Origin of the sequence: Lysobacter cavernae (assembly GCF_042648505.1) — a bacterium.
GTDB classification, from domain to species: domain Bacteria; phylum Pseudomonadota; class Gammaproteobacteria; order Xanthomonadales; family Xanthomonadaceae; genus Lysobacter_L; species Lysobacter_L cavernae.
This window is the reverse complement of the sequence record NZ_JBHRXK010000004.1, coordinates 25,214-48,538: the sequence shown is the minus strand read 5'-3', so window position 1 is coordinate 48,538 and position 23,325 is coordinate 25,214. Positions and strand designations below refer to the sequence as shown.

Below are 23,325 nucleotides of genomic sequence, written 5' to 3'. Positions count from 1 at the left end.
GATGGAATCGAGTAGCTGTAAGGCGCGATGCCGCCGCTGCTGCTCAGCGTCTGGCTGTAGGCGACGCCGGCGGTGCCGCCCGGCAGGGTGGCCGGCGAAATCACGACGGACGCCGGCGCGATGCTGAAGGTGTACACCTTCTGCCCAGTCTGGCCGTTGCTGTCGGTTGCTTGGACGGTCAGGCTGAAGTTGCCATCCGAGCGCGGGACGCCGGATACCTGGCCGCCGGAACTGAACGTCATACCGATCGGCAGCGCGCCGCTCAGCAGCGAGTAGGTGTACGGGGCGACGCCGCCCTGGGCGCTGAGCGTGGCGCTGTAGGCGGTGCCGGCGACGCCGTTGGGCAGCGCCGGCGGATCGATGGTGATGATCGACGCGCTGACCTGCAGCGTGTAGTTGTTCTGGATGGCGAACGGCGCACCGGTGCCGGTGCTGTTGTCGGTGCTGCGTACGGTGATGTTGTAGTTGCCCGGCACAGTCGGCGTGCCCGAGAGCCGGCCGGTGCTGCTCAACGTCATGCCCAGCGGCAGCGAGCCCGCGGCCAGCGAATAGCTGTACGACGCGGTGCCACCGCTGGTGGCGAAGTCGAGCGAGTACGGCACGCCGTACGCCACCGCGAGCACCCCCGTGGCTGGAGTCAGGGTCAGCGTCGGTGCGCTCACGGTCAGAGTGTAGGCGCGCGTGCCGGTGAGGCTGCTGGCGTCGGTCGCACGCACAGTGAAGTTGAAGCTTCCGGCCGCGGTCGGGGTGCCGGTGATCGCGCCACTGTTGGCATCGAGCATCAGGCCGGCCGGCAAGGCACCGGCACTGATCGCGAAGGCGTAAGGCGCAGTGCCGCCGCTGGCGCTGACGGTCTGGTTGTAGGCGGCGCCGACGGTCGCGTTCGACAGCGACGCCGGGTCGACCACGATGATCGGCGTGGCGGTGACCTGCAGGGTGAACGTCTCGAGTTCGAAGTAGCTGCCCGGCCCGGTGCTGGCATCGGTGACGCGCAGCGTGACCGGATAGCTGCCCGCGGCCGCACTGGTCGCGCCGCTCAGCACACCGGCCGAAGACAGGGCGATGCCCGCGGGCAGGCTGCCGCTTTCCAGCGCGAACGTATGCGGTGCGACGCCGCCCGACGGGGTGAGTGCCTGCGAGAACGCCACGCCTTGCGCGGCCGTGGCCGCGGCCGGTGCGATGCTCAGCGTCGGGTCCTGGACCGAACCGGTGTACCCCTTGATGACGAAGTCGCCGCCCGCATCCTGCGAGCGGACGGAGAAGGAAAACGTGCCGCGCCGGGTCGGTGTGCCCGAGATCGCACCCGCCGAGGTAAGGGATACGCCGACCGGCAAGGCGCCCGAACTGAGCGAATAGGAATACGGAGTCACCCCGCCGGCGGAGCTGAGGGTTTGCGCGTAGGCCGTGCCCGCGGTCAGGGCCGGCAGGCTGGCCGGGGACACCGTGATCGCCGAGGTCGGCGCGGAAATGGTGAGGTCAATCCGGACGGTGCCCAGGTCGTTGTCTTCCAGCCAGATGACATCGCTGGTCGCCGCATTGCCGCTGTGGGCGTAGGTGACGAACTGGACGCCGCCGCTGTTCGTGCCGATGGTGACGCCGCCGTGCTGGGCGAACGGCGCGATCGGGCCGCTCATGCCGCCGTCGAAGGGACCGTCGCAGTCACTGACGTCAACGTCGACCGAACCGCCGTTGGCGACGGTTGCGGTCAGCGGGTCCGGGCAGTAGGTGGATGTCTGCGCGCTTGCGAGCGTGGACCACACCATCGCCACGCACAGCAGCACGGCCGCAAGCCAGCAACGAGTGAGTCGGCCGCGGCCGCACGCGAAAAGCGACTGATGCATTTCCCTTCCCCTTGAAGGCCGCCGACTCCAGGCGACCCGTGAATACCCTTGCCCCTGGACCACCCCATCCCAACCGTCGACCGGCTTGGGCGCGGTCACGGCGATCCCATAAGCATAGCGGCCCTTGAGAGGAAGCGTGAGGAGGTTCACAGTACGCCCCGGCGCCCATCAGGCTGCGCCACTTCCGGGGAGAAGTGTGGATGAGCGAGGTCTTCATCGGCCAGGTCATGATGGCCGGCTTCAATTTCGCGCCGAAGTTCTTCGCGCAATGCAACGGCCAGTGGCTGCCGATCAACCAGAACCAGGCGCTGTTCTCGCTGCTGGGAACGACGTACGGCGGCAATGGGCAGACCGCGTTCGCCCTGCCCGACCTGCGCGGGCGTACGCCCGTCGGTTTCGCCTCGTCGATCGGCCCAGGTACTGCACCCAAGCAACTGGGAGAGGTCGGGGGCACCGAGACCGTGACCCTGCTGGCGAACAACCTGCCCGCGCACACCCACGGGGTGAACGCCTCCACCGGCAACGGCGACAGCCGCATCCCCAGCAATCGCGTCCATGCCACCAGCATCGATGCGTCGGCACCGAAGGCGTTGTACGGCCCGGCCAGCGGGGCACAGGTGGCGATGGCCGCGCAGACGATCGGCATGACCGGCGGCACCCAGCCTCATGCGAACATGCAGCCCTACAGCGTGATCAATTTCTGCATCGCACTGAGCGGCATCTTCCCTCCGCGCAGCTGACAGCCCTCGCAAGCGCAGGGCGCTGCGTTCGCAGCGCGCGTCAGTTCACTGACTTCCGGAGCACAGCCCCCATGAGCACCCCCTTCGTCGGCGAAATCCGCATGTTCGGCTTCAGCCGCACGCCCGTCGGCTGGCAGGCCTGCGATGGCAGCCTGCTGGCAATCTCGGAAAATGAGGTCCTGTTCACCCTGCTCGGCACGATCTACGGTGGCGACGGCCAGACCACCTTTGCCGTGCCCGACCTGAGCGGCCGCGTGCCGCTGCACCAGGGCCAGGGGCCTGGCCTGAGCAACCGCGTCATCGGCGAGGCCGCGGGTACCGAGACGGCCACCCTGATCTCCACCCAGATCCCGGGCCACAGCCACACGCTGCACGCAACCACCGCCGCGGCGACGTCCACCACGCCTGGTACCGGGCTGCTGCCGGGCGCGGTCAGCGGCGACACGTTCTACGTCAACACCCTCGTCGGCAACAAAGCCGCCGCCATGTCGGCACAGGTGATAGCACCGAGCGGTGGTTCGCAGCCGCACGAGAACACCATGCCCACGCTGACCGTGCAGTACTGCATCGCCACACTGGGCATCTTCCCGTCGCCGAGCTGACCGGCATGCCGCGCCACACCCTTATTGCGCAGCGGCGCTCCGGCGCGCTCCACGTCAACACGACGCGCACCCATCGAGGAGCAGGACCATGACCCAACCGTTCATCGGCGAAATCCAGCTGTTCGGCTTCAACTTCAGTCCAAAAGGCTGGGCGTACTGCAGTGGCGCCACGCTGGCCATCCAGCAGAACACCGCGCTCTTCTCGCTGCTGGGCACCCAGTATGGGGGCGATGGACGGACCACGTTCCAGTTGCCGAACCTGTCCGCCCGCGCCGGCTGCCGGCAAGGCCAGGGGCCGGGCCTTACGCCGCGCGTCGTGGGAGAAACCTTCGGCGCGAGCACCGTGACCCTCACCCACGCCGAGATGCCCGGACACAGCCACGGCGTCAGTGCGTATTCGCAATCCGCCGCGGGCAGCGGCACCGGCACACCGGTCGATGGCGGCGGGCTGTCCTTCCTCGCCGCCAGCACCACGGCCAAGACCTTCGCCGCCGGCACGCCCAATACGCAATTCGCGCCGGGCATGCTCACGCCGAGCGGGGGCAGCACGCCGCACAGCAACGAGCAGCCCTACCTCGCGATGAATTTCTGCATCGCCCTGCAGGGGATCTTTCCGGCGTTCGAATGACGTGATGCAGACAATGCCGCTGCAACTCGCGCCGTTCCCGCCGGAACGACCCGAGCGCGAGCGCCTTCCCGATTCGCTGGCGCGACGCGGGTTCCAGCTGCGCGTTGCGCGCGACGGCGACCTGCCTTGGCTGCGCGACCTGTACGCCAGCACACGCGCGGTGGAGATGGCCCGGCTGCCCTGGCCCGAGGCCGCCAAGCGCAGCTTCCTCGACCAGCAGTTCACGCTGCAACACCGGCATTACCTGACGCATTTCGCCGATGCCGATTTCCTGGTGCTGGAACACGCGCGGCAGGGATCGGCCGGTCGTTACTACCTCCAGCGTTCGGCACCCGACCATCTGCTGGTGGACATCAGCCTGTTCCCCGCGTTCCGCGGCAACGGCGTGGCAACGGCGCTGATCCGCCACAGCCAGCAGGGCGCCGCAAACCTCGGCCACGGGCTGCGCCTGCACGTGCTGCACGGCAACGCCGAAGCGCGCCGCCTCTACGAACGGCTCGGCTTCGTCGTCGACGGCGTCACCGCCACGCACCAGGCAATGCACTGGCGGGCAGAAGCCTGCTTCAGTTGAAGACGGCCTGGTAGAGGAAGCCGTCGCGCTCCTGCGCGATCGGCACCAGGAAGATACCGACCTCGCCCAGTTTCGGATGCCGCATCGCATAAGTCTGCTGCGGGAACAGGAAGGCCGAGCTGTTGCGGAACAGCAGCGAGAAAGGCGCACGCAAAGCGTTCGGCGCCAAGCCCTGCAACGGCCGCGCCTCGACCAGCACGAATGGCACTTCCATGCCTTGCAGCGATGCATCGAATGCTTCGTTGAGGCAGCCCGCAAAGTGCTCCAGTGTCAGCAATTCCATCCAGCCAGCGCCCCGCGCCTTATGCACCGGTGTGGCCCGGCGTTTTGGTTGCCGCGAATCGTGGCGACTTTGGCCGGCCTGCACAAGCACGCCCGCATCACGGACACCGGCCCGCGCCGGCATGGAGGCCCACTGAGCCGACCGCACCGGCTGCCGCTCACCCGCCGAGCAGCAGGCTCGTGCCGACGATGACCAGGAAGCCGGCAAACACGCGCTTGAGCGTGTCGCCGTGCAGCCGGTGCGCCAGGCGGGTGCCGTACGGCGCGGCGAACACCGAGGCCAGAGCCACGCCGATCGCGGCAGGCAGGTAGACATAGCCGACCGCGTACTGCGGCAGCGCCCCGGCCGGCGCATGCAGGGCGTAGCCGACCGCGCTGGCCAGGCCGATCGCGATGCCGCAGGCCGACGAGGTACCGACCGCGCGCACCGGCACGATGCCGCGCCACACCAGCAGCGGCACCGTCATGCTGCCGCCGCCGATGCCGACCACCGCCGAGACCGCGCCGATGCCAAGACCGGCCGCCGTCATCGGCGCGCCGCGTGGTGCCGGCACGGGTTCGCCGCCACCGCCGTTGCGCGACTTGCCGAACAGCAATTGCGCGGCGGCGATGAAGCAATAGCCGGCGACGATCCAGCGCAGCACGTCATCGTCGATGCGCACCGCCACGCCGCTGCCGAGCCAGCCGCCAAGCAGCAGCCCCGGCACCATCCACGCCACGGTCGGCCACAGCACGCTGCCGCGCTGGTTGTGCGCGCGCGCCGACGCCGCCGCGGTCAGCACGATGCTCGCCAGCGAGCTGGCCAATGCCGCATGCATCGCCGCGTCCTGCGGGATGCCCATGCCCGGCAGCAACCACGCCAGCGCGGCGACCAGGACCAGGCCACCGCCGACGCCGAGCAGGCCGGCGAGGACGCCGGCAACGGCGCCGAGCGCGAGGAATACGAACAATGCAGCGGCCACGGTGTCTCCTTGCAGAAAGAATTCGCACAACGAATCGAATACGCAACGTCGCAGGCCATCGTGCTGCGTGCATCGCGGCAACACGTAACGCCGCCTGACGCGATGACTTCGATGCAGACCGATGCTTCACATCGCTGGGCTATAGTCCGGCGCATGTTGCCTCGCCCGTTCATCATCGTACTCGCTGCCTGTGTCGCCGCCCTTGCCGCATCCGCCTGTGCGCAGAGCCCCGCCGCACCGCCAGCCACCTCAACCAAGTTGCCGACACCACCGGCCGACCCGCAACTGCCGCGCGTGCGCGCCGCGATCGAAGCGGCCGAACGCGGGCAGTACGACGCCGGTCAATACGCCGACCTGGCCCGGCATCCGCTGTTCGGCTGGATCGAGTACGCCGGCCTGCGCCGCACGATCGACACGCTGCCCAATGCACAGGGGCAGGCGTTCCTGTCGCGTTACAACGGTCAGGCCGTGGCCGCGACCTTCCGCGAGATCTGGCTGCCGGCACTGGCCCGGCGCGAGGACTGGCCGGCGTTCCAGGCGGCGTGGAAACCACTGCCCTCCGACAACTTGAACAAAAGCACCAGCCTGCGCTGCGCCGAGTTGAACGCGCGCCAGGCGCTGGGCCGTGCCGACGCGCAATGGACCCGCGACGCGCAGGCGATCTGGCGCAGCACCGGCAAGTCGCTGCCGAGCGAATGCGATGCACCCTTGGCGGTGCTCGCCGCGCAGGGCGGCCTGACGCCGGAGCTGCTCTGGGAGCGCATCGACCTGGCCGCGGCCGAGTGGCAACCCGGTGTGATGCGCAGCGCAGCGCGCGCCCTGCCCGTCGACCAGCAGGCCCAGGCCAACGACTACGCCGCGTTTCTCGATGCGCCGCATGCACGTGCGTTGGGCTGGCCGAAGACCGAACGCAGCCGCCGCATCGCCTCGCACGGTCTGGCCAAGCTGGGAAAAGCCTCGCCGGCGTCGGCCGAGGCGCAGCTGCCGCAGTACGCGCAGGCGCTCGGTTTCAGCGAGGAAGACCGCGGCCGCGTGCTGTACCAGGTCGCGCTGTGGACCGTGGCCTCGTACGAACCCGAATCGGCACGGCGGCTCGCCGCCGTACCTGCATCGGCCTTTGATGAGCGCCTGCACGAGTGGCGCGCGCGCGAGGCGCTGGCGCGCTCGGACTGGCGCGCGGCGCTGGCGGCAATCGAGAAGATGGGCACCAAGCAACGCGGCGATACGCGCTGGCAATACTTCGAAGCGCGTTTGAACGAACGCGCCGGCAGCAAGGCCGCGGCCGACAAGCTGTACCGCGCAGCCGCCGGCAAGCCCGACTTCCACGGCTTCCTCGCCGCCGACAAACTCGGCCAGTCGTACGCGCTGTGCCCGTGGCTGCCCAACGACAGCGCCCCGGCGCGGGCCGCGATCGCACGCGATCCGGTGATCGTGCGGGCGATGGGCTTGTTCGCGATCGATCGCACCGGCTGGGCGGTGCGCGAATGGGACGATGCCCTGTCGCGCTTCGACGACAGCCAGCGGCGCCTGGCGGTGGAAGTAGCGCAGAGTCACGGCTGGTTCGACCGCGCCGTGTTCGCCCTCGGCAACTTCGGCGGCAAGAGCCGGCCCGACGAGCTGCGCCTGTACCACCTGCGTTTTCCGCTGCACCACGACGCCACGATTCGCCGCGAGGCCGCCCGCAACCGCCTCGACCCGGCCTGGATCGCCGCCGAGATCCGTGCCGAGAGCGTGTTCCAGCCGCGTGCGCGCTCCAGCGCCAACGCCATGGGCCTGATGCAGGTGCTGCCCACCACCGGCGCCGCGGTCGCGCGCAGCCTCGGCCTGCCCTGGGGTGGCGCCGACAGCCTGTACGACTCGGACACCAACATCGTCCTCGGCAGTGCTTATCTGCGGCAGCTGCTCGACAAGTACGGCGGCCAGCCCTACCAGGCCATCGCCGGCTACAACGCCGGGCCGGCGCCGTTGACGCGCTGGCAATCGCAGCGCCCCGGCATGGACCCGGACTTCTGGATCGAGACGATCAGCTACAAGGAAACGCGCGACTACGTCGCCCGCGTGCTCGCCTTCAGCGTGCTCTACGACTGGCGTCTCAACGGCGACGCGTTGACCTTGAGCGAGCGCATGCGCGGCCGTCTCGACGGCCCGCGCAAACGCTTCACCTGCCCGCTGCAGAGCGCATCGTCGGCACCGGCTCCGCAACCCCGGGCTTCGTCACAGCGCTGAATCGTCGGCCGGCCTAAACTCGCCGGCATGGCACGTCGGCATGTGGTGATTCTCGGTGGGACCGGCTTCGTCGGCCGGCATCTGGTCGCGCGCCTGCTGCAGGGCGGCGACCGCATCACCGTGCTCAGCCGCGGCGTCGACTCGGGCAAGCGCGCGCAGCTGCCGCGCGAGGCCAGCCTGATCGAGGGCGATGTCGGCAGCGTCGATTTCCTGCGCGCCGTGCTCGACGATGCCGATGCGGTGGTCAACCTGGTCGGCATCCTCAACGAGCGCGGCGACGACGGCGCCGGTTTCGAGCAGGTCTTCGTCGGCATCACGCAGGCCCTGATCACGGCGATGCGCGACATGAACGTGCGTCGCCTGCTGCAGATGAGCGCGCTCAACGCCGGCCACGGCGACAGTCATTACCTGCAGGCACGCGGTCGCGCCGAGCAGCACGTGCGCGGTTCCAAGCTCGACTGGACGCTGTTGCGGCCGTCGGTGATCGCCGGCCCCGGCGACGGCCTGTTCTGTCGCTTCGACGCCTTGCTGCGCTACGCACCGGTGCTGCCGATCGGCCGCGCCGGGGCGAAATTCCAGCCGGTGTGGGTTGGCGACGTTGCCGAAGCCTACGTGCGCGCACTCGACGACCCGCGCAGCATCGGCGAGAGCTACGACCTGGTCGGACCGGACGTGATGACCCTGGCGCAGATCGTGCAACTGAGCGCGCGCGCGCGCGGCCGTCATCGCGCGGTGATCCCGCTGCCCGACGCGCTGGGCAAGCTGCAGGCCGGCATCGGCGAATTCCTGCCGGGCAAACCGATCAGCCGCGACAACTGGCGCTCGCTGCAGCTCGACTCGATCAGCTTCAACGACGGCCTGCGCCGGCTCGGCATCACCCCGACGGCGGTCGAGCCGAAGATCGCGGAGATTCTGGCGGGGTGTTGAGCGGCGCTTCGCATGTTTGAGGCCATGGCGGCGACATATCGCCGTCTCAGGCTTACGGCTTGTGGCTTTTCGGATCAGCCCACCACCAGCTAACTCCCCAGACCCGAAGGGCGGCGTGCATGGATGCACGCCGTTTTCCGAGGCAGGATGCCGAGTCGGAAAATCCCCGCAGCAACGAATCTATAGGTTTGACCTGTCGAGGAAAGCCCTTTCTTTGGCTACTTCTTTGGGCAGCAAAGAAAGTAGCCCGGCCGCATCAGCGGACGGAAGCATTGGATGTTGCTGTTTAAGGCTGCGCTGAATAAATGCCACTATCCCTGCGCAAGCGGGATCCAGTGCCTTCAATCCTCTGAAAGGCAAAATCTTTGGATTCCCGCCTACGCGGGAATGACGAATGGGCATTCGACCCCAAGCCTCTTGATCGCCCACGCCCGCCCTGCACGCCTGCGGCACTAAGATCACACCCTGACCGAGTCACACAGAGCCCACGTTGACGCCTTCGCAGCCAGCACCGACCGACCGCCACCCCGCGCACCCGCGCCAGGCGCCGCGATGAAGACCTACCTGGTTGGCGGCGCCGTGCGCGATCGCCTGCTTGGCCTGGTGCCGGGCGATCGCGACTGGGTCGTGGTTGGCGAAAACCAGACCTCGATGGAAGCCGCCGGCTTCAAGCCGGTCGGGCGCGACTTCCCGGTTTTTTTGCACCCGCACAGCGGCGAGGAGTACGCGCTGGCGCGCACCGAGCGCAAGAGCGGGCGCGGCTACCGTGGCTTCGTCGTCGATGCCGATCCGTCGGTGACGCTGGAGGAGGACCTCGGTCGTCGCGACTTCACCATCAATGCGATTGCGCAGGAGCCGTCCGATGACGGCAGCGACGGCGCCCTGATCGATCCGTACGGCGGCGCGCGCGACATCGAGGCGCGGGTGCTGCGCCACGTCGGCCCGGCCTTCGCCGAGGACCCGCTGCGGGTGCTGCGCGCGGCGCGCTTCATGGCGCGCTTCGCCGCGCTCGGTTTCCATGTCGCCCCGGAAACGATGGCGCTGATGCGCACCATGGTCGCCAGCGGCGAGCTCGCCGACCTGGTGCCCGAGCGCGTCTGGCAGGAGCTGCGCCGCGCGCTGGCGAGCGCCACGCCGTCGGCGTTCCTGCGCACGCTGCACGAGTGCGGGGCGCTCGCCGTGGTGTTGCCCGAGGTCGCAGCGCTCTACGGCGTGCCGCAGCGAGCGGAGTTTCACCCCGAAGTCGACACCGGCGTGCACGTCGAACTGGTCTGCGACATGGCCGCACGGCTCGCCCCCGGCGATGACCTGATCGGCTTCGCCGCGCTTACCCATGATCTCGGCAAGGCGTTGACGCCGGCGCACGTGCTGCCGCGCCATCTCGGCCACGAGCAGGCCGGCCTGGCCCCGTTGCGCACATTGTGCGAGCGCCTGAAGGTCCCGACCGAGTACCGCCAGCTGGCCGAGGCGGTGTGCCGGGAGCACCTCAACGTGCACCGTTTCGACGAGCTGCGGGCGCAGACCGTGCACGAACTGATCGCGCGTTGCGACGGCTTCCGCAGGCCCGAGCGCATCGCCCAGCTTGCGCTGGTGTGCGAGGCCGACAAGCGCGGCCGCAGCGGCCACGCCGACGACGACTACCCGCAGGGCCGCGCCCTGCAGGCCGCGCATGCGGCCGCAATGGCAGTGCGTGCCAGCGACCTGCCCGGGCACCTGCAGGGTCCGGACATCGGCGAAGCGATGCGCCGCGCCCGTACTGCCGCGATTGCCGAAGCTACCGGAAAACGCTGAGCGGATGGCGCAAAAAGCAACGCCGGGCGACCTCCCCGTCGCCCGGCGTTTCTCCCCACTGTTTGTCACCGAAGCGTGCGTCGCGGCGGTAGCCGTGATGCCCAACGGCAAGATCGCGACACCGTACTTGAAACCGGATCAGGGGAACGGTGCAGCGGTCACAGGATCCCACTTCATGATCACGGCGGCTGTCGTCAGCGCGCGTAGCGGTCGGAAAACGACGGGCGGCCAAAGCCGCCCGTCGATTGGAAACATCCGAACGGCACCGGTCAGAACTGGTAAGTCACCTTGACGTACCACTCGCCACCGTTGAAGCCGAACGGCGACGACAGCGGGTACTTCGCGCCCAGGAAGTTGAGCGTGCTGTTGGTTTCCCTGTCCGGGTAGTTGTCGAAGATGTTGTTTCCACCGACGGTGAGCTGCGCCATGCCGTCGAGCAGATCCAGGCTCACCGACAGGTCGAACAGCCACTCCGATCCGAACTCGCCCTTCTCGCCAAAGGTGAAGTCTTCCCAGCTGTCGTAGTAATTGGCGCGCGCGGTGACATTGAAATTCCAGGGCGAGCGCCAGTCGAAGGTCAGTACGCTGCGGTTGTTCGGCAGCTGGTTCTCCAGGTCCGCCACGCGCTCGGCGTCGATGATCGGCGTGGTGGTGCCCGGAACCAGGTCGACGTGGTCGACCTCCTGCTTGTTGTAGCTGTGGCGCAAATCAAACACGCCGGTGCCCCATTGGGCGAAGTCGGTGCGATAGGTCGCCACCAGGTCCACGCCCTGCACCGTGGTGTCGAAGCCGTTGCTGAAGTACGACACCTGGCGCAGCAACGTGGCACCCGGCACGCCGGCGTCGATCAACGCCTGCTGCTCCGGCGAGCCCGGCGTGATGTTGAAGTTGCGCAGTGCGATGCGATCGTCGATGTCGATGTTGTAGTAGTCCAGCGTGAAGCTGAAGGCCTCGTTGGGCGCGTACACCAGGCCGACGGAGTAGGCGGAGGATTCTTCCGCCTGCAGCGGCTGCGCGCCCAGCGCCATCGCGGCGGCACTGTTCACCGGGAAGGTGCCCAGCGGCACCAGCGCGCCGGTGGCGTCAGCCGTCGTGGTGACGTCGAGGGTGTTGATCTGGCCCGGCGTCGGCGCGCGGAAACCGGTGTTGACGGTGGCGCGCATGGCGAACGCGTCGGTGAACTCGAACCGCGACGACAGCTTCCAGTCGAAGGTGTTGCCGAATCCGGAGGAATCCTCGAACCGTCCGGCCAACCCCATGGTCAGCCGCTCGATCACGTCGGTTTCCACGTCCACATAGGCGGCACGGCTGTACTGACTGAATTCGCCCGCACCTTCCGGCGCGTCGCCCTGGAAACCGTCGGAGCCGACGCCGAACAGTTCGGCGGTCGGGCCGACTGCGAAGGAGGCCGGATCGCCGGTCCCGATCTTGTACGTCTCCTCGCGCCACTCGGCGCCGAAAGCGAGGTTGATCGGCGAGGCGAAGACGTCGTTCTGCCACGGATAGACGAAATCGGCGTTGGCGCCGCGCTCGAGCTGGGTGATCTGGCCCGGCTTGAACTGGATGGGGCTGATGCGGCCCAGGCTCGGATTGATCGAGTTGATCAGCTTGTAGATCATTTCGTTCTGGCCCTGGCGCAGGCTCACGTCCCAGCGCAGCCCGCCGCCCAGTTCGCCCTTGGCCCCGAACACCCCTTCGTAGTCCGTGATGTCCGCGGCCAGGGTCGGTGTGTAGCCGCCCGGGAACAGGACGTGGATCGGGTTGAGTGCGATGAAGCCGGACGGACTGGACGGATCGGCGGTCAGGAAGTCGTTCGGGTCCAGGCCGCGCGCGTTGATGCCGTCGACGATGGCCTGGTCGACCGGATCGGCCACGCCATCACCATCGCCGTCCACGAACAGCGTGCCGCGCGGCGCAACGCCCGGCACACCCACTGGCGCGCGGTAGAAGAAACTCGAGTCGTATTTCAAATCCCCGTAACTGCCGAAGCCGTAGAGGCTGACGCTGTCGGAAATCGCGTACTCGCCGTTGAAGAACGAACGCAGCCCTTCGCCATTGGGATCGCCCCAGCGCTGGCCCAGGCCCTCGAACGGCACTTGGTCGCGGCCAAGGAAGGCGCCGACTGCAGCGGCATCCGCGCGCGCGACGCCGCGTGAGGTGAAGTCGCTCTGGAAATACTCGGCCGTCATGTTGAAGAAGCCGTCTTCGCCCAACGGCAGGCCGAGGTTGAACGAGGTCCGCCACTTGTCGCCGTCGCCCTTGTAGGTCGAGCCGTACTGGGCGTCGACGCGCACGCCTTCGGAATAATCGTTGAGCAGGATGTTGATCACGCCGGCGATGGCGTCGGAGCCGTACTGCGCCGAGGAGCCGTCGCGCAGCACTTCCACGCGCGAAATCGCGGCCGAGGGAATCAGGCTGTAGTCGACCGCTTGCGAGCCCTGATTGACCGTGCCGAACGGCTCGGTCTGCAGGTTGACCAGCGCCGAGCGGTGACGGCGCTTGCCGTTGATGAGCACCAGGGTCTGGTCGGGCGGCAAGTTGCGCAGGTTGGCCGGGCGCACGAAGGCAGTGCCGTCGGCGATCGGGAAGCGCTGCGTGTTGAACGAGGGCGCGATGTCGGCAAGCTGGTCGGTGAAGTCGGCCGAGGCCTGTTTTTCGAGTTCGGCCGGGCTGAAGACGTCGACGGGCGAGAGCGACTGCGTCGGCGAGCGCCCCTGCACGCGGGTACCGGTGACGACCAGTTTGTCGAGGTCGACGGGACTCTGCCGCGGCGCAGCGGTCCGGGGCGGGGGGGCGGGCGGGCTTGTTTGTGGGCTGTCCTGAGCCAGGACCGGCACGGAAGCAGCAGAAAGAAGCGCGGTGGCGACGGCCACGGTGAGGCGATTGCGGGTGACGGCAAGCATGGCGGGTTTCCTTGCTCAGGGTGGGCGGACTCCCCCTGTCGAGCCCGGGCCGAGCTTTAACCAGTCTTTAACCTTTGCGCAATACCTACCGCTGCTTTGCTCAATCTGCTTTCATGGCGGTTTTTCTGCCGGCAGACGGCCGTTTCAGCTCAGCCGGCGCCCGTCCAGCCACAGCAGCCCCCGCGCCAAGGGGGTCGGCGCCAGGCACAGCCCGGCGAAGGCGCCCAGCGTATTGGCCAGCGCATCGGCCGAATCGGCCTGGCGCGAGGCGGTCAACGCGCCTTGGGCGACCTCCAGCCCGACCCCCAGTGCGATCAACCCGACCGCGGCCAGCGCCTGGGTGCGGCGCCGGGCGAACAGCATCACCGCGTAGGCGCTGAGCAGCAGGTAGGCGAGGAAGTGCTCGACCTTGTCCACGCCCTCGAACGGCGCCGGCGGCAGGTCGCGCGCGGACATCAGCGAGGTGGCGATCACCGCCCCCACCATCGCCAACCACACGGCAAGCCACAGGCCGGGCCGGCGGAAGTCGCGCAGCAAGGGTGCCACCGTAGCCGCGCTCACAGGCGGAAGCTCAGGTCGCCGGCAAGGAAGGCGGCGCCGAACTCGACGTCCTTCTCGAAGCCCATCACCTGGAAGCGCTCGCCCATCTCGCTGGGCAGGGTCAGGCGCTTGACCTCCTGGGTGCGGCGCAGGCGCTCGCCCTCGTCGGCGATGCGCTCGATGCGTTCGAGCACGCCGGCCAGGCCGTTGCCGAGCAGGAAACTGGCCTGCGAGCAGTAGCCGGCGAAATCGAAGCCGGCGGCGACGCCGGCCTCGGCCAGCGCGGTGAAGTCGACCGAGGCAGTCAGATCCTGCAGGCCCGGCCACAGCAGCGGTTCGCCGTGCATGCGGTGGCGATAGAACGCGCGCAACGTACCGTCGCTGCGCTCGGGCAGGTAGTACTCGCCACGCGCGTAGCCGTAGTCGACGAACAGCATCGCGCCGCGTTGCAGGCCGCCGGACACCGCCTGCAGCCAGTACGGCAGCTGCGGCAGCACCTCGGATTGGTAGCCGTGCGCGAAGCGCTGGCCAAGCTGCCGCTCCAGGTGCCGCACGGCATGGCCGAGGAAGCCGTCGGCCGGGCGCAGCACGCGCACCAGCCGGCCGTCTTCGACCGCGACGTGCTCCTCGTAAACCTCATCGGCCTCGATGGCGAAGCGCGGCGTCGGCAGCGCATCGATGACCTCGTTGGCGAACAGCACGCCGTTCCAGTCGCCCGGGAGCGGACCGTCGAGCCACTCGACCAGCTCGAACAGCGGCGGCGTCAGCCGCTCCTGCAGACGCTCGCGCTGGCGCTGGCGCAACTGCGCGCTCGGCTCGAGGATGGCATAGCGGCCGGGCAAGGCGTCGAGTTCGAGCAGGCGCTTGAGCGCGACTTCGGCGAAGGCACCGGTGCCACCACCGAGCTCAAGGAACACGCCGGGTGCGGCCGGCGCGTCGGCACCGAGCTGCTGCAGCACCGGCGCCACCGCATCGGCCACGCAGGCGGCGAAGATCGGGCCCAGCTCCGGCGCGGTGACGAAATCGCCGCTCTCGCCAAACTTGCTGGCGCCGGCGCTGTAGTAGCCCAGGCCCGGTGCGTACAGCGCCAGCTCCATGAAGCGCGAGAACGGGATCGCACCGCCACTGTCGGCGATCTGCGCGCGGATCAGCGCCTCCAGTTGCGCGCTGTGGGCAAGCGCGTCGGCATCGGGCGCGGGCAACGCCTGCGCATCGCGGCGGCGGTCGAGGGGCGTGGAGTCGGTGGACATGCAACGGCTGCGTGGGACACTGGGCGCTCAGGATACGGCACGCCCCCGGAGAGCCTCGTCATGTCGATCGCCCTTTCGCCCGCGCCGGTCGCGCTGATCACCGGCAGCGCCAAGCGCATCGGCGCCGCGATCGCGCGCACCTTGCACGCGGCCGGCTACGACCTGGCCCTGCATTACCGCCATTCGCAGGATGAGGCCGCGGCGCTGGCCGCCGCACTCGAACGCACGCGCCCCGGCAGCACGCTCCTGTTGCCGGCCGACCTGGCCGAGTTCGACCGCCTGCCGGAGCTCGTCGCCCACACCATCGGCCGCTTCGGCCGGCTCGACGCGCTGGTCAACAACGCCTCTGCGTTCACGCCTTCACCGATCGGCAGCACCACGCCGGCGCTGTGGGACGCGCTGCTGGCCAGCAATGCACGGGCGCCGTTCTTCCTGGCCCAGGCCGCCGCGCCGCACCTGCAGGCGACGCGCGGCGCCATCGTCAACCTCACCGACATCTACGGCGAGCGCCCGCTGCGCCAGCACACCGTCTACTGCATGGCCAAGGCGGCGCTGCTGATGATGACGCGATCGCTGGCGTTGGAACTCGGCCCCGAGGTGCGCGTCAATGCGGTCTCGCCCGGCGCGATCCTGTGGCCGGAAGACGGCGGCAATGCCGCCGCGCAGCAGGCGATGCTGGCGCGCACGCCACTGGCACGCACCGGCACGCCGGAGGAGGTGGCCGAGGCGGTGCGCTGGCTGTTGCAGGATGCGCACTACAGCACCGGGCAGGTGCTGCATCTGGATGGCGGGCGGCTGCTTAATGCCTAGCGGCAACGCTGAATAAGTCGCTCTTGCTCGTCATTCCCACGAAGGCGGGAATCCAAGGATGTTGTTGTTCAAGGGGTTGACGTCCATGGATCCCCGCCTTCGCGGGGATGACGACGCTTATCAGCGTTGCCCTAATCACTTCGGCTGGAACGCACTCTCCAGATGCAGCCCCTGGAACGCCGGCGGCGCCTCGCCGTGGGTCGCGTAGCGGTACAACGCCGCCGAGTAGATGCCGCTCAGCGCCGACTGGTACACGCCCAGCAGCAGCGCCGCGATCACGAACAGCACCGCGATCACCACCGCCAGCGCCATCGACAGCTGCGCCGCCGCATACGCCAGCAACACGCCAACGACGATCACCGCGAACATGATCAGGCCGAATGCGGCGCCGATGCCGATGTTGCCGATCGCGTTCTCGCCCCAGGTGCGCTTGAGCAGGCCCGCACTCTTCTTCAAGGCATCCACCGGACCGATGTCCTGGCTGACCAGCACCGGCACCACCAGGAACGTCGCCAGCGTCCACGCCGCACCGAGGCCGCCGCCGAGCAGGCGCACCAGGAAATGGCTGTCGTCCTTCATCCGCTTGAGCACCAGGCCGACGGTCGCGGCGATCGCGGCGTAGCCCAGGATCGCCGGCAGCCGCGCCTTGGCGGCATTGAGCCCGTCGGCCAGGCTCGGGTCGCCGCCTTCCAGGCGAATCATCGCCGCACCGACCAGGGCGCTGTTGAAGAACAAGATCACGGTGTACTGGCAGAAATAGAACAGGAACGTCCACACCGCCGCGGACACGCCGAAACCGTGCTGGAACACGCGCCAGCCGATCATCGGCACCAGGAACGTCGCCAGCACCATCAGCGTGGCGGCGGCCGAAATCATCGGAAACAGCATCAGCTCCTTGTCCGAGCGCAGCACCGCCGCGCTCGCCTTGACCAGCTCCCAACTGCGCGAGAACTTCTCGAACATCGCCATCCCCTTCGTCCCCATGGGCCAGGGCGCATCCTCGGACCAAACCCGGGTCGCCGGCAAGCGGCCGACCGCGTGACTGCTACGGCAGGCTCAGTACGGGCACCGCCGAGTGGCGATCTCGAACAGCCGTCATCCCCACGAGGCGGCAACGACGGTCAGATCGCGACCGACTCCAGATCCGCGCCGCACTCCGGATGCGCCGCCCACAGCTGCGCCAATGTACGACCGCCGCCCGGCACCACTACGTCGGGCGCGATCTCGGCCAGCGGTCGCAGCACGAACGCGTGCTTGAGTTCCGGGCGCGGGATGCGCAGGTTGCCCGGGCCTTCCAGCACGCGGTCGTCGAACAGCACGATGTCGATGTCGAGCGTGCGGTCGCCGTAGCGTGGACCGCTGCGGTCGCGGCCGTGCGCGTCCTCGAGCGCGTGCAACCAGGCGTTGAGCGCCTGCGGCTCCAGCCCGGTCTCGATGATCGCCGCCGCGTTGTAGAAATCGGCGCCGTCGAAACCGACCGCGCGCGTTCGATACACCGGCGACAGCACGACCGCGCCGAAGCGATCGCGCAATGCCGCGATCGCGCCACGCAGGTGGACAGCAGCATCGAGATTGCTGCCCAGGCTCAGGTAGGCGCGACTCATGGCAACGGGGACTGGGCCGCGGCCTTGCCGCCTTCGGCCATGGCCCGGGTGAAATCGGCGCCGCCCGGCTGCTGGAACAGCCGCAGGCCGAACTCCGGCAGGATTGCGATCAGGTGGTCGAAGATGTCGGCCTGGATCGTCTCGTACTCGGTCATGATCGTGGTCTTGGTGAAGCACCAGATTTCCAGCGGCAACCCGGTCGGTTCGGGGGCGAGATGGCGCACCATCAAATCCATGTCCTGGCGCAGGCGCGTGCTGGCGCGCAGGTAGGCCTCGACATAGTGGCGGAACGTGCCGAGGTTGGTCACCTCACGCAGATCGTCGCTGGGCAGGTCGGTTCGGGCGGGCCGGCCGTCGGCCTCCATCTCGCGTTTCATGTCCGCCAGGTAATCGCCGATCGGCGCGGTCCGACTCAATGCATCCAGCTCGGCCGCCGTCATGAAGCGCACCGAACCCTGGTCGATGTACAGCGCGCGCTTGATGCGGCGCCCACCGGACTCCCGCATCCCGCGCCAGTTCTTGAAGCTGTCGCTGACCAGGCGATAGGTCGGCACGGTGGTGATGGTCAGGTCCCAGTTCTGGACCTTGACCGTGTTGAGGGCGATGTCGATCACGGTACCGTCGGCGCCAAGCGTGGGGATCTCGATCCAGTCCCCCAGGCGCAGCATGTCATTGCTGGCCAACTGCACGCTGGCCACCAGCGACAGGATCGAATCCTTGAACACCAGCAACATGATCGCCGACATCGCGCCGAAGCCCGACAGCAACAACAGCGGCGACTCGTCGACCAGGGTCGCCACGATCAGCACGAAGGCCACGACGAACACGACGATCTTGGCGACCTGCAGGTAGCCCTTGATCGGCCGCTCGCGTGCATGCGGCCCGCGCCCCTCGTAGAGGTCGTTGCCAGCATCGAGCAGGTCGCCCAGGGCCAGCGCCACCGTCAGCACGACGTACGCGGCGGCGACGTGGCGCACCACGGTCACCAGCACCTGCGGCAACCCGGGGATGGCCGCGCAGCCCAAGTACAGCACCAGCGCCGGCACCACGTGCGCCAGGCGCGAGTACACGCCCCGCACCAGCAGGGCATCGTCCCACTTCATCGGCGAGGCGCGCACGAGCGGCGTGACCACGCGGCGCAGGATCTTGTGGCTCAGCCAACTCGACAACACCGCCACCAGCACCAGCACCAACGCCTGGATCACGGTCGGTGCGTAGGGCCAGTCGAGCAGTGGCTGCAGGGATTCGGGCAGCCAGTCCATGTGCCTGCTCACGGCGCCGAGCGCTCGATCATCACCCCGACCGCGCGCGCACCGCGCACCGCGCCGGGCTTGCTCAGCTTGAGCTTGACGCTGCGCACGCCGAACTCGTCGAGCACGATCGCGGCCACGCGCTCGGCCAGCGTCTCGACCAGGCCGAAGTCCGATTGCGACACGTACTCGACCAGGCGCTTGCTGATCGCCTTGTAGTTGAGCGTGTCCTCGATGGCGTCGCTCGCCGCCGGCACGCGGTTGTCGAAGGCCATTTCCAGGTCGAACACGAGCGTCTGGCGGATGCGCCGCTCCCAGTCGTAGATGCCGATCAGTGCCTCGATTTCGAGGCCTTCGATGAAGACGTGGTCCATGAACGGGAATAGGAAATGGAAAGTGGAGAATCGTAAAGGCGAAAGCGTCTGAGGCGAATGATGGGAATCCGGGGAGTTAGACGACTCCCGACTCCCGATTCCCGACTCCCGGCGTGCCTGCGACCACAGGCAGGCTCGCCATGTCCCAGCGCGGCGTGACCTTCACGGCCAGGTCTTCGTGTTGCCCGGCCTGCAGGCGCAGCGCGCCGGCGAAGGCGATCATCGCGCCGTTGTCGGTGCAGAACGCCGGCCGCGGGAAGCTGACGCGCCCCCCGCGCTGGCGCGTCATCTCGTCGAGCTTGCCGCGCAGGCGCTTGTTGGCGCCGACCCCGCCGGCGACCACCAGGGTGTCGCAGCCGGCCGCGTCGAGCGCGCGCTGGCACTTGATCGCCAGCGTGTCGACCACCGCGTCCTCGAAGCCACGGGCGATGTCGGCACGGGTGGTGTCACTGCGGTCGCTGTTCTGCCAGGCCAGCAGCACCTGGGTCTTGAGGCCGCTGAAGCTGAAGTCGAGGCCGGGGCGGTCGGTCATCGGCCGGGCGAACTTGTACACGCCGGGCCGGCCGTGCTCGGCCAGCGCCGCCAGTTGCGGCCCGCCCGGGTACGGCAGGCCCATCAGCTTGGCGGTCTTGTCGAAGGCCTCGCCGGCGGCGTCGTCCAGGGTCTCGCCGAGCAGACGGTAGCGGCCGATCGCCTCGACATGGACCAGTTGGGTGTGGCCGCCGGAGACCAGCAAGGCCACGAACGGCGGCTCGGGGCGGCCGCGCTCGCGGTCGTCCTCCAGCAGCGGCGCCAGCAGGTGACCCTCCATGTGGTGCACGGCGACCGCCGGCACTTCCAGCGCCCAGGCCAGCGCCCGCGCCACCCCGGCGCCGACCAGCAGCGCCCCGACCAGGCCGGGACCGGCGGTGTAGGCCACGCCGTCGAGGTCGTCGACGCCCAGGCCGGCGTCGGCCAGGGTCTGGCGGATCAGCGGCAGCAGCTTGCGCACGTGGTCGCGGCTGGCCAGCTCCGGCACCACCCCGCCATACTGCGCGTGCAGGGCGATCTGGCTGTACAGGGCATGCGCGCGCAGGCCGGCGTCCGTGTCGTACACGGCCACGCCGGTCTCGTCGCAACTGGTTTCGATGCCGAGGACTTTCACGTCGGTTGCGGATTCACGGGCCTGGGCCCTGGATGGGGCCCTATGTTGCACCTTCAAGGCGCCCATCGCTATAATGCGCGGCTCTCCCGGTCTGCCCGGGCCGGTCACCGAAACGAGATTACGTATGCCCAGCGTCAAAGTCCGCGAAAACGAGCCTTTTGAGTTTGCTCTGCGTCGCTTCAAGCGCACCTGCGAGAAGGCCGGTGTCCTGGCCGAGACCCGCAAGCGCGAGTTCTACGAGAAGCCGACCCAGGAACGCAAGCGCAAGGCCGCCGCTGCGGTGAAGCGTCAGGCGCGCCGCGCCTCGCGCGACGTCACCAAGCGTCAGCGCCTGTACTGATCGCGTCCGCGGCAGGCCTCGCGCAGCGCGCGGACCTGTCGCTTCAACGCCATCATCGAGCCGGCCGCGCCCTGCGCTGCCGGCTTTTTGTGTTTCTGGATTTCGACCACTCGACCGCGCCCCACTCCGCCCGGTCCCCCCTGCCAAGGAGCAGCCCGATGAGCCTCAAGCAGCGACTCACCGACGACATGAAGGCCGCCATGAAGGGCGGCGACAAGCACAGCCTCGGCGTGATCCGCCTGATCAACGCCGCGATCAAGCAGAGGGAAGTCGACGAGCGCATCGAGCTTGACGACGCCGCGGTGATCGCCGTGCTCGACAAGATGGTCAAGCAACGCCGCGACTCGGTCACCCAGTACCAGGCCGCCGCGCGCCCCGACCTGGCCGATGTCGAGCTGGCCGAGATCGTCGTGATCGAGCGCTATCTGCCGACCAAGCTGGGCGAGGCCGAGATCCTGGCCGCGATCGATGCCGCGGTTAGCGAGACCGGCGCCATCGGCCCGGCCGACATCGGCAAGCTGATGGGCGCATTGAAGCCCAAGCTCGCCGGCCAGGCCGACATGGGCCAGGTATCGGCGCTGGTGAAGCAACGGCTCGCCAGCTGAATTTTGGTAGGAGCGGCTTCAGCCGCGAGCTCTTGGCCGCCTTTGCATGGCCGGAGTCCGACAGCTCGCGGCTGAAGCCGCTCCTACAGGGCATGAACCGCGTGGCATTCTTGTAGATCATGGCCCGCATCCCCGACGCGTTCATCGATGATCTTCTAGCGCGATCCGACATCGTCGAGATCATCGGCGCGCGCGTGCCACTGAAGCGTCAGGGCAAGGAATACTCGGCGCGCTGCCCGTTCCACGACGAGCGCTCACCGTCGTTCACGGTGTCGCCGACCAAGCAGTTCTACCACTGCTTCGGCTGCGGCGCGCACGGCACCGCGATCAGCTTCCTGATGAACTACGACCGCCTCGAGTTCCTCGATGCGGTCGAGGAGCTGGCCAAGCGCGTCGGCATGGAAGTGCCACGCGACACCCAGCAGCGCAACGTCAACCCGGACAGCGCCGACCTCTACAACGCGGTCGAGGCGGCATCGAAGTTCTTCCAGAAGCAACTCGCCGGCAGCGACAAGGCGCGCGCCTACCTCGACGGCCGTGGCGTCGGCGAGGCGATCCGCGCGCAGTTCGGCATCGGCTACGCGCCCGACGGCTTCAACGCCTTGCGCGACGCGCTCGGTACCGACCCGCGCCGCATGTCGCTGCTCGAACGCGCCGGCCTGTTCTCCAGGAACGACAGCGGCCGCGTCTACGACAAATTCCGCGACCGGGTGATGTTCCCGATCCACGACCGCCGTGGGCGTACGATCGCCTTCGGCGGTCGCGTGCTCAGTGCGTCCGATAACGGCCGGGACGCCGGTCCCAAATACCTCAACTCACCCGAGACCGCGTTGTTCCACAAGGGCCGCGAGCTCTACGGCCTGTGGCAGGTGCGCCAGGCACACAACAAGATCGACAAGCTGGTGGTGGTCGAGGGCTACATGGACGTGATCGCGCTGTTCGAGCATGGCGTCGACTGCGCGGTGGCCACACTGGGCACCGCGACCACGCCCGACCACGCCGAGCTGCTGTTCCGCAACGCGCCCGACGTCTACTTCTGCTTCGACGGCGACCGCGCCGGCCGCGGCGCGGCGTGGAAGGCGGTCGAGTCGGTGCTGCCGCGCATGAAGGACGGCCGCCAGGCGTTCTTCCTGTTCCTGCCCGAGGGCGAGGACCCGGACTCGCTGGTCCGCAGCGAAGGCCGCGACGGTTTCGATGTGCGCCTGCGCGACGCCACGCCGCTGTCGCAGTTCTTCTTTGATTCGCTCTCCGGCGACGTCAATCTCGGCACCCTGGAAGGCAAGGGCCGCCTGGCCGAACGCGCCAAGCCGCTGCTGGCGCAGATTCCCGACGGCGCCTTCGGCGACCTGATGAAGCAACGCCTCACCGAGCTCACCGGCGTGGGCGCGCGCACCAGCTCGCCGGAAACACACGTGCCGACCCAGCGCGCCCGCGCCGCCAGCGGCACCCCGGCCCCCAAGCGCAGCGTGGTGCGCAGCGCGATCTCGCTGCTGCTGCAGCAACCGGCGCTCGCCCTGGAATCACGGCCGCCGTTCCGCTTCGCCGGCCTGCGCCAGCCCGGCGTGCCGCTGCTGATCGAGTTGCTGCAGCTGGTCCAGCACCGCCCCGACATCGGCACCGGCTCGCTGATCGAACACTTCGCCGAGCGCGAGGAACAGGCGGCGCTGTACAAGCTGGCCGCGCAGACCCTGCCCGGCGACGAAGGCGCCTGGCGCAGTGAATTCATCGACGCCATGACCCAGCTCGACCGCCAGACCCTGCAGCAGCGGCTGGAAGAATTGCAGAGCAAGCAGCGCGAGAGCGGCCTCGACGACACCGACAAGGCCGAGCTGCGCGGCCTGCTGCAATCACGCTTCGCCTGATCGGACCGATCGCACGGCCGCGACGCCCAGGGTAGGCCCTGATGCGGTGGCCGCATCAACCCGGATCCGTCAT

At 68.5% G+C, this 23,325-nt stretch carries 22 protein-coding genes; 11 read left to right on the top strand and 11 right to left on the bottom strand.

The annotated features are described in order from the left end of the window. On the bottom strand, positions 1 to 1,841 hold a 1,841-nt coding region (locus ACFOLC_RS09875), incomplete at its 3' end, for a putative Ig domain-containing protein (RefSeq protein ID WP_386759085.1). 200 nt (positions 1,842 to 2,041) lie between these two features. Here ACFOLC_RS09875 and ACFOLC_RS09870 point away from each other — a divergent pair. The 4 genes from ACFOLC_RS09870 (at position 2,042) to ACFOLC_RS09855 (ending at position 4,382) form a co-directional block, all read left to right on the top strand. Then, on the top strand, positions 2,042 to 2,581 hold the full coding sequence (locus ACFOLC_RS09870; RefSeq protein ID WP_386759084.1) for a phage tail protein: 540 nt from the start codon (positions 2,042 to 2,044) through the stop codon (positions 2,579 to 2,581). A 71-nt stretch (positions 2,582 to 2,652) separates the two neighbouring features. Continuing rightward, positions 2,653 to 3,183, top strand: a complete 531-nt coding sequence (locus ACFOLC_RS09865; protein ID WP_386759083.1) for a phage tail protein — start codon at positions 2,653 to 2,655, stop codon at positions 3,181 to 3,183. An 88-nt stretch (positions 3,184 to 3,271) separates the two neighbouring features. Continuing rightward, complete coding sequence (locus ACFOLC_RS09860) at positions 3,272 to 3,811, top strand: phage tail protein (protein WP_386759082.1); 540 nt, start codon at positions 3,272 to 3,274, stop codon at positions 3,809 to 3,811. A 4-nt stretch (positions 3,812 to 3,815) separates the two neighbouring features. Continuing rightward, the gene (locus ACFOLC_RS09855; RefSeq protein WP_386759081.1) at positions 3,816 to 4,382 is read left to right on the top strand and encodes a GNAT family N-acetyltransferase; all 567 of its coding nucleotides are present in this window, start codon (positions 3,816 to 3,818) and stop codon (positions 4,380 to 4,382) included. Here ACFOLC_RS09855 and ACFOLC_RS09850 read toward each other — a convergent pair. Together ACFOLC_RS09850 and ACFOLC_RS09845 are read right to left on the bottom strand one after the other, a co-directional pair. Further along, entirely contained in the window at positions 4,375 to 4,665 is a 291-nt protein-coding gene (locus tag ACFOLC_RS09850) for a DUF6916 family protein (RefSeq protein WP_386759411.1), read from the bottom strand. The two genes, ACFOLC_RS09855 and ACFOLC_RS09850, sit on opposite strands and share 8 nt — an antisense overlap. 157 nt (positions 4,666 to 4,822) lie before the next feature. Continuing rightward, the gene (locus ACFOLC_RS09845) at positions 4,823 to 5,626 is read right to left on the bottom strand and encodes a sulfite exporter TauE/SafE family protein (protein ID WP_386759080.1); all 804 of its coding nucleotides are present in this window, start codon (positions 5,624 to 5,626) and stop codon (positions 4,823 to 4,825) included. Positions 5,627 to 5,779: 153 nt separating this feature from the next. Between ACFOLC_RS09845 and ACFOLC_RS09840 the strand changes: the two genes are divergently transcribed. From ACFOLC_RS09840 to ACFOLC_RS09830, 3 genes are all read left to right on the top strand, one after another. Continuing rightward, positions 5,780 to 7,852: a lytic transglycosylase domain-containing protein gene (locus ACFOLC_RS09840; protein WP_386759079.1), complete on the top strand. Its 2,073-nt coding sequence runs from the start codon at positions 5,780 to 5,782 to the stop codon at positions 7,850 to 7,852. Between the two features lie 27 nt (positions 7,853 to 7,879). Further along, positions 7,880 to 8,779, top strand: coding sequence for a complex I NDUFA9 subunit family protein (locus tag ACFOLC_RS09835; RefSeq protein WP_386759078.1), 900 nt, complete (start codon positions 7,880 to 7,882; stop codon positions 8,777 to 8,779). 552 nt (positions 8,780 to 9,331) lie between these two features. Further along, positions 9,332 to 10,570 (top strand): multifunctional CCA addition/repair protein, encoded by a 1,239-nt coding sequence (locus tag ACFOLC_RS09830; RefSeq protein WP_386759077.1) that lies wholly within the window; start codon positions 9,332 to 9,334, stop codon positions 10,568 to 10,570. 269 nt (positions 10,571 to 10,839) lie between these two features. Here the strand turns inward: ACFOLC_RS09830 and ACFOLC_RS09825 are convergent, their stop codons facing one another. The 3 genes from ACFOLC_RS09825 to ACFOLC_RS09815 form a co-directional block, all read right to left on the bottom strand. After that, positions 10,840 to 13,473: a TonB-dependent receptor plug domain-containing protein gene (locus tag ACFOLC_RS09825; RefSeq protein WP_386759076.1), complete on the bottom strand. Its 2,634-nt coding sequence runs from the start codon at positions 13,471 to 13,473 to the stop codon at positions 10,840 to 10,842. Positions 13,474 to 13,617: 144 nt separating this feature from the next. Beyond that, a complete protein-coding gene (locus tag ACFOLC_RS09820; protein WP_386759075.1) occupies positions 13,618 to 14,019 on the bottom strand; it encodes a VanZ family protein in 402 nt (133 codons plus the stop codon). A gap of 11 nt (positions 14,020 to 14,030) precedes the next feature. Next, positions 14,031 to 15,263, bottom strand: coding sequence for a class I SAM-dependent methyltransferase (locus ACFOLC_RS09815; RefSeq protein ID WP_386759074.1), 1,233 nt, complete (start codon positions 15,261 to 15,263; stop codon positions 14,031 to 14,033). Positions 15,264 to 15,323: 60 nt separating this feature from the next. Between ACFOLC_RS09815 and ACFOLC_RS09810 the strand changes: the two genes are divergently transcribed. After that, complete coding sequence (locus ACFOLC_RS09810; protein WP_386759073.1) at positions 15,324 to 16,073, top strand: pteridine reductase; 750 nt, start codon at positions 15,324 to 15,326, stop codon at positions 16,071 to 16,073. A gap of 135 nt (positions 16,074 to 16,208) precedes the next feature. On the opposite strand, the gene ACFOLC_RS09805 is transcribed toward ACFOLC_RS09810, so the two are convergent. The 5 genes from ACFOLC_RS09805 to tsaD form a co-directional block, all read right to left on the bottom strand. Continuing rightward, positions 16,209 to 17,057, bottom strand: a complete 849-nt coding sequence (locus ACFOLC_RS09805; protein WP_386759072.1) for a DUF6159 family protein — start codon at positions 17,055 to 17,057, stop codon at positions 16,209 to 16,211. Positions 17,058 to 17,194: 137 nt separating this feature from the next. Then, positions 17,195 to 17,677, bottom strand: a complete 483-nt coding sequence (gene folK, locus ACFOLC_RS09800; protein ID WP_386759071.1) for a 2-amino-4-hydroxy-6-hydroxymethyldihydropteridine diphosphokinase — start codon at positions 17,675 to 17,677, stop codon at positions 17,195 to 17,197. Next, on the bottom strand, positions 17,674 to 18,939 hold the full coding sequence (locus tag ACFOLC_RS09795; protein ID WP_386759070.1) for a mechanosensitive ion channel family protein: 1,266 nt from the start codon (positions 18,937 to 18,939) through the stop codon (positions 17,674 to 17,676). Before ACFOLC_RS09795 ends, folK begins: the two co-directional genes overlap by 4 nt. Positions 18,940 to 18,947: 8 nt before the next feature. Continuing rightward, positions 18,948 to 19,301: a dihydroneopterin aldolase gene (folB, locus tag ACFOLC_RS09790; protein ID WP_386759069.1), complete on the bottom strand. Its 354-nt coding sequence runs from the start codon at positions 19,299 to 19,301 to the stop codon at positions 18,948 to 18,950. Between the two features lie 76 nt (positions 19,302 to 19,377). After that, entirely contained in the window at positions 19,378 to 20,445 is a 1,068-nt protein-coding gene (gene tsaD / locus ACFOLC_RS09785; protein ID WP_386759068.1) for a tRNA (adenosine(37)-N6)-threonylcarbamoyltransferase complex transferase subunit TsaD, read from the bottom strand. 124 nt (positions 20,446 to 20,569) lie between these two features. Between tsaD and rpsU the strand changes: the two genes are divergently transcribed. The 3 genes from rpsU to dnaG all read left to right on the top strand — a co-directional run bounded on the left by rpsU (position 20,570) and on the right by dnaG (position 23,252). After that, entirely contained in the window at positions 20,570 to 20,785 is a 216-nt protein-coding gene (rpsU, locus tag ACFOLC_RS09780; protein WP_031371286.1) for a 30S ribosomal protein S21, read from the top strand. 158 nt (positions 20,786 to 20,943) lie between these two features. Continuing rightward, entirely contained in the window at positions 20,944 to 21,390 is a 447-nt protein-coding gene (locus tag ACFOLC_RS09775; RefSeq protein ID WP_386759067.1) for a GatB/YqeY domain-containing protein, read from the top strand. 119 nt (positions 21,391 to 21,509) lie between these two features. After that, positions 21,510 to 23,252: a DNA primase gene (gene dnaG, locus ACFOLC_RS09770; RefSeq protein ID WP_386759066.1), complete on the top strand. Its 1,743-nt coding sequence runs from the start codon at positions 21,510 to 21,512 to the stop codon at positions 23,250 to 23,252. The last annotated feature ends 73 nt before the right edge of the window (positions 23,253 to 23,325 follow it).

What these genes read in the sequence shown, in the direction of transcription:
- ACFOLC_RS09870 (WP_386759084.1), top strand. Translation starts at nt 2,042, where the DNA reads ATGAGCGAGGTCTTCATCGGCCAGGTCATGATGGCCGGCTTCAATTTC.
- ACFOLC_RS09840 (WP_386759079.1), top strand. Translation starts at nt 5,780, where the DNA reads ATGTTGCCTCGCCCGTTCATCATCGTACTCGCTGCCTGTGTCGCCGCC.
- ACFOLC_RS09810 (WP_386759073.1), top strand. Translation starts at nt 15,324, where the DNA reads ATGTCGATCGCCCTTTCGCCCGCGCCGGTCGCGCTGATCACCGGCAGC.
- ACFOLC_RS09865 (WP_386759083.1), top strand. Translation starts at nt 2,653, where the DNA reads ATGAGCACCCCCTTCGTCGGCGAAATCCGCATGTTCGGCTTCAGCCGC.
- dnaG (WP_386759066.1), top strand. Translation starts at nt 21,510, where the DNA reads ATGGCCCGCATCCCCGACGCGTTCATCGATGATCTTCTAGCGCGATCC.
- ACFOLC_RS09835 (WP_386759078.1), top strand. Translation starts at nt 7,880, where the DNA reads ATGGCACGTCGGCATGTGGTGATTCTCGGTGGGACCGGCTTCGTCGGC.
- ACFOLC_RS09815 (WP_386759074.1), bottom strand. Translation starts at nt 15,263, where the DNA reads ATGTCCACCGACTCCACGCCCCTCGACCGCCGCCGCGATGCGCAGGCG.
- ACFOLC_RS09795 (WP_386759070.1), bottom strand. Translation starts at nt 18,939, where the DNA reads ATGGACTGGCTGCCCGAATCCCTGCAGCCACTGCTCGACTGGCCCTAC.
- folK (WP_386759071.1), bottom strand. Translation starts at nt 17,677, where the DNA reads ATGAGTCGCGCCTACCTGAGCCTGGGCAGCAATCTCGATGCTGCTGTC.
- ACFOLC_RS09855 (WP_386759081.1), top strand. Translation starts at nt 3,816, where the DNA reads ATGCAGACAATGCCGCTGCAACTCGCGCCGTTCCCGCCGGAACGACCC.
- ACFOLC_RS09825 (WP_386759076.1), bottom strand. Translation starts at nt 13,473, where the DNA reads ATGCTTGCCGTCACCCGCAATCGCCTCACCGTGGCCGTCGCCACCGCG.
- ACFOLC_RS09775 (WP_386759067.1), top strand. Translation starts at nt 20,944, where the DNA reads ATGAGCCTCAAGCAGCGACTCACCGACGACATGAAGGCCGCCATGAAG.
- ACFOLC_RS09805 (WP_386759072.1), bottom strand. Translation starts at nt 17,057, where the DNA reads ATGGGGACGAAGGGGATGGCGATGTTCGAGAAGTTCTCGCGCAGTTGG.
- ACFOLC_RS09830 (WP_386759077.1), top strand. Translation starts at nt 9,332, where the DNA reads ATGAAGACCTACCTGGTTGGCGGCGCCGTGCGCGATCGCCTGCTTGGC.
- ACFOLC_RS09860 (WP_386759082.1), top strand. Translation starts at nt 3,272, where the DNA reads ATGACCCAACCGTTCATCGGCGAAATCCAGCTGTTCGGCTTCAACTTC.
- ACFOLC_RS09850 (WP_386759411.1), bottom strand. Translation starts at nt 4,665, where the DNA reads ATGGAATTGCTGACACTGGAGCACTTTGCGGGCTGCCTCAACGAAGCA.
- folB (WP_386759069.1), bottom strand. Translation starts at nt 19,301, where the DNA reads ATGGACCACGTCTTCATCGAAGGCCTCGAAATCGAGGCACTGATCGGC.
- rpsU (WP_031371286.1), top strand. Translation starts at nt 20,570, where the DNA reads ATGCCCAGCGTCAAAGTCCGCGAAAACGAGCCTTTTGAGTTTGCTCTG.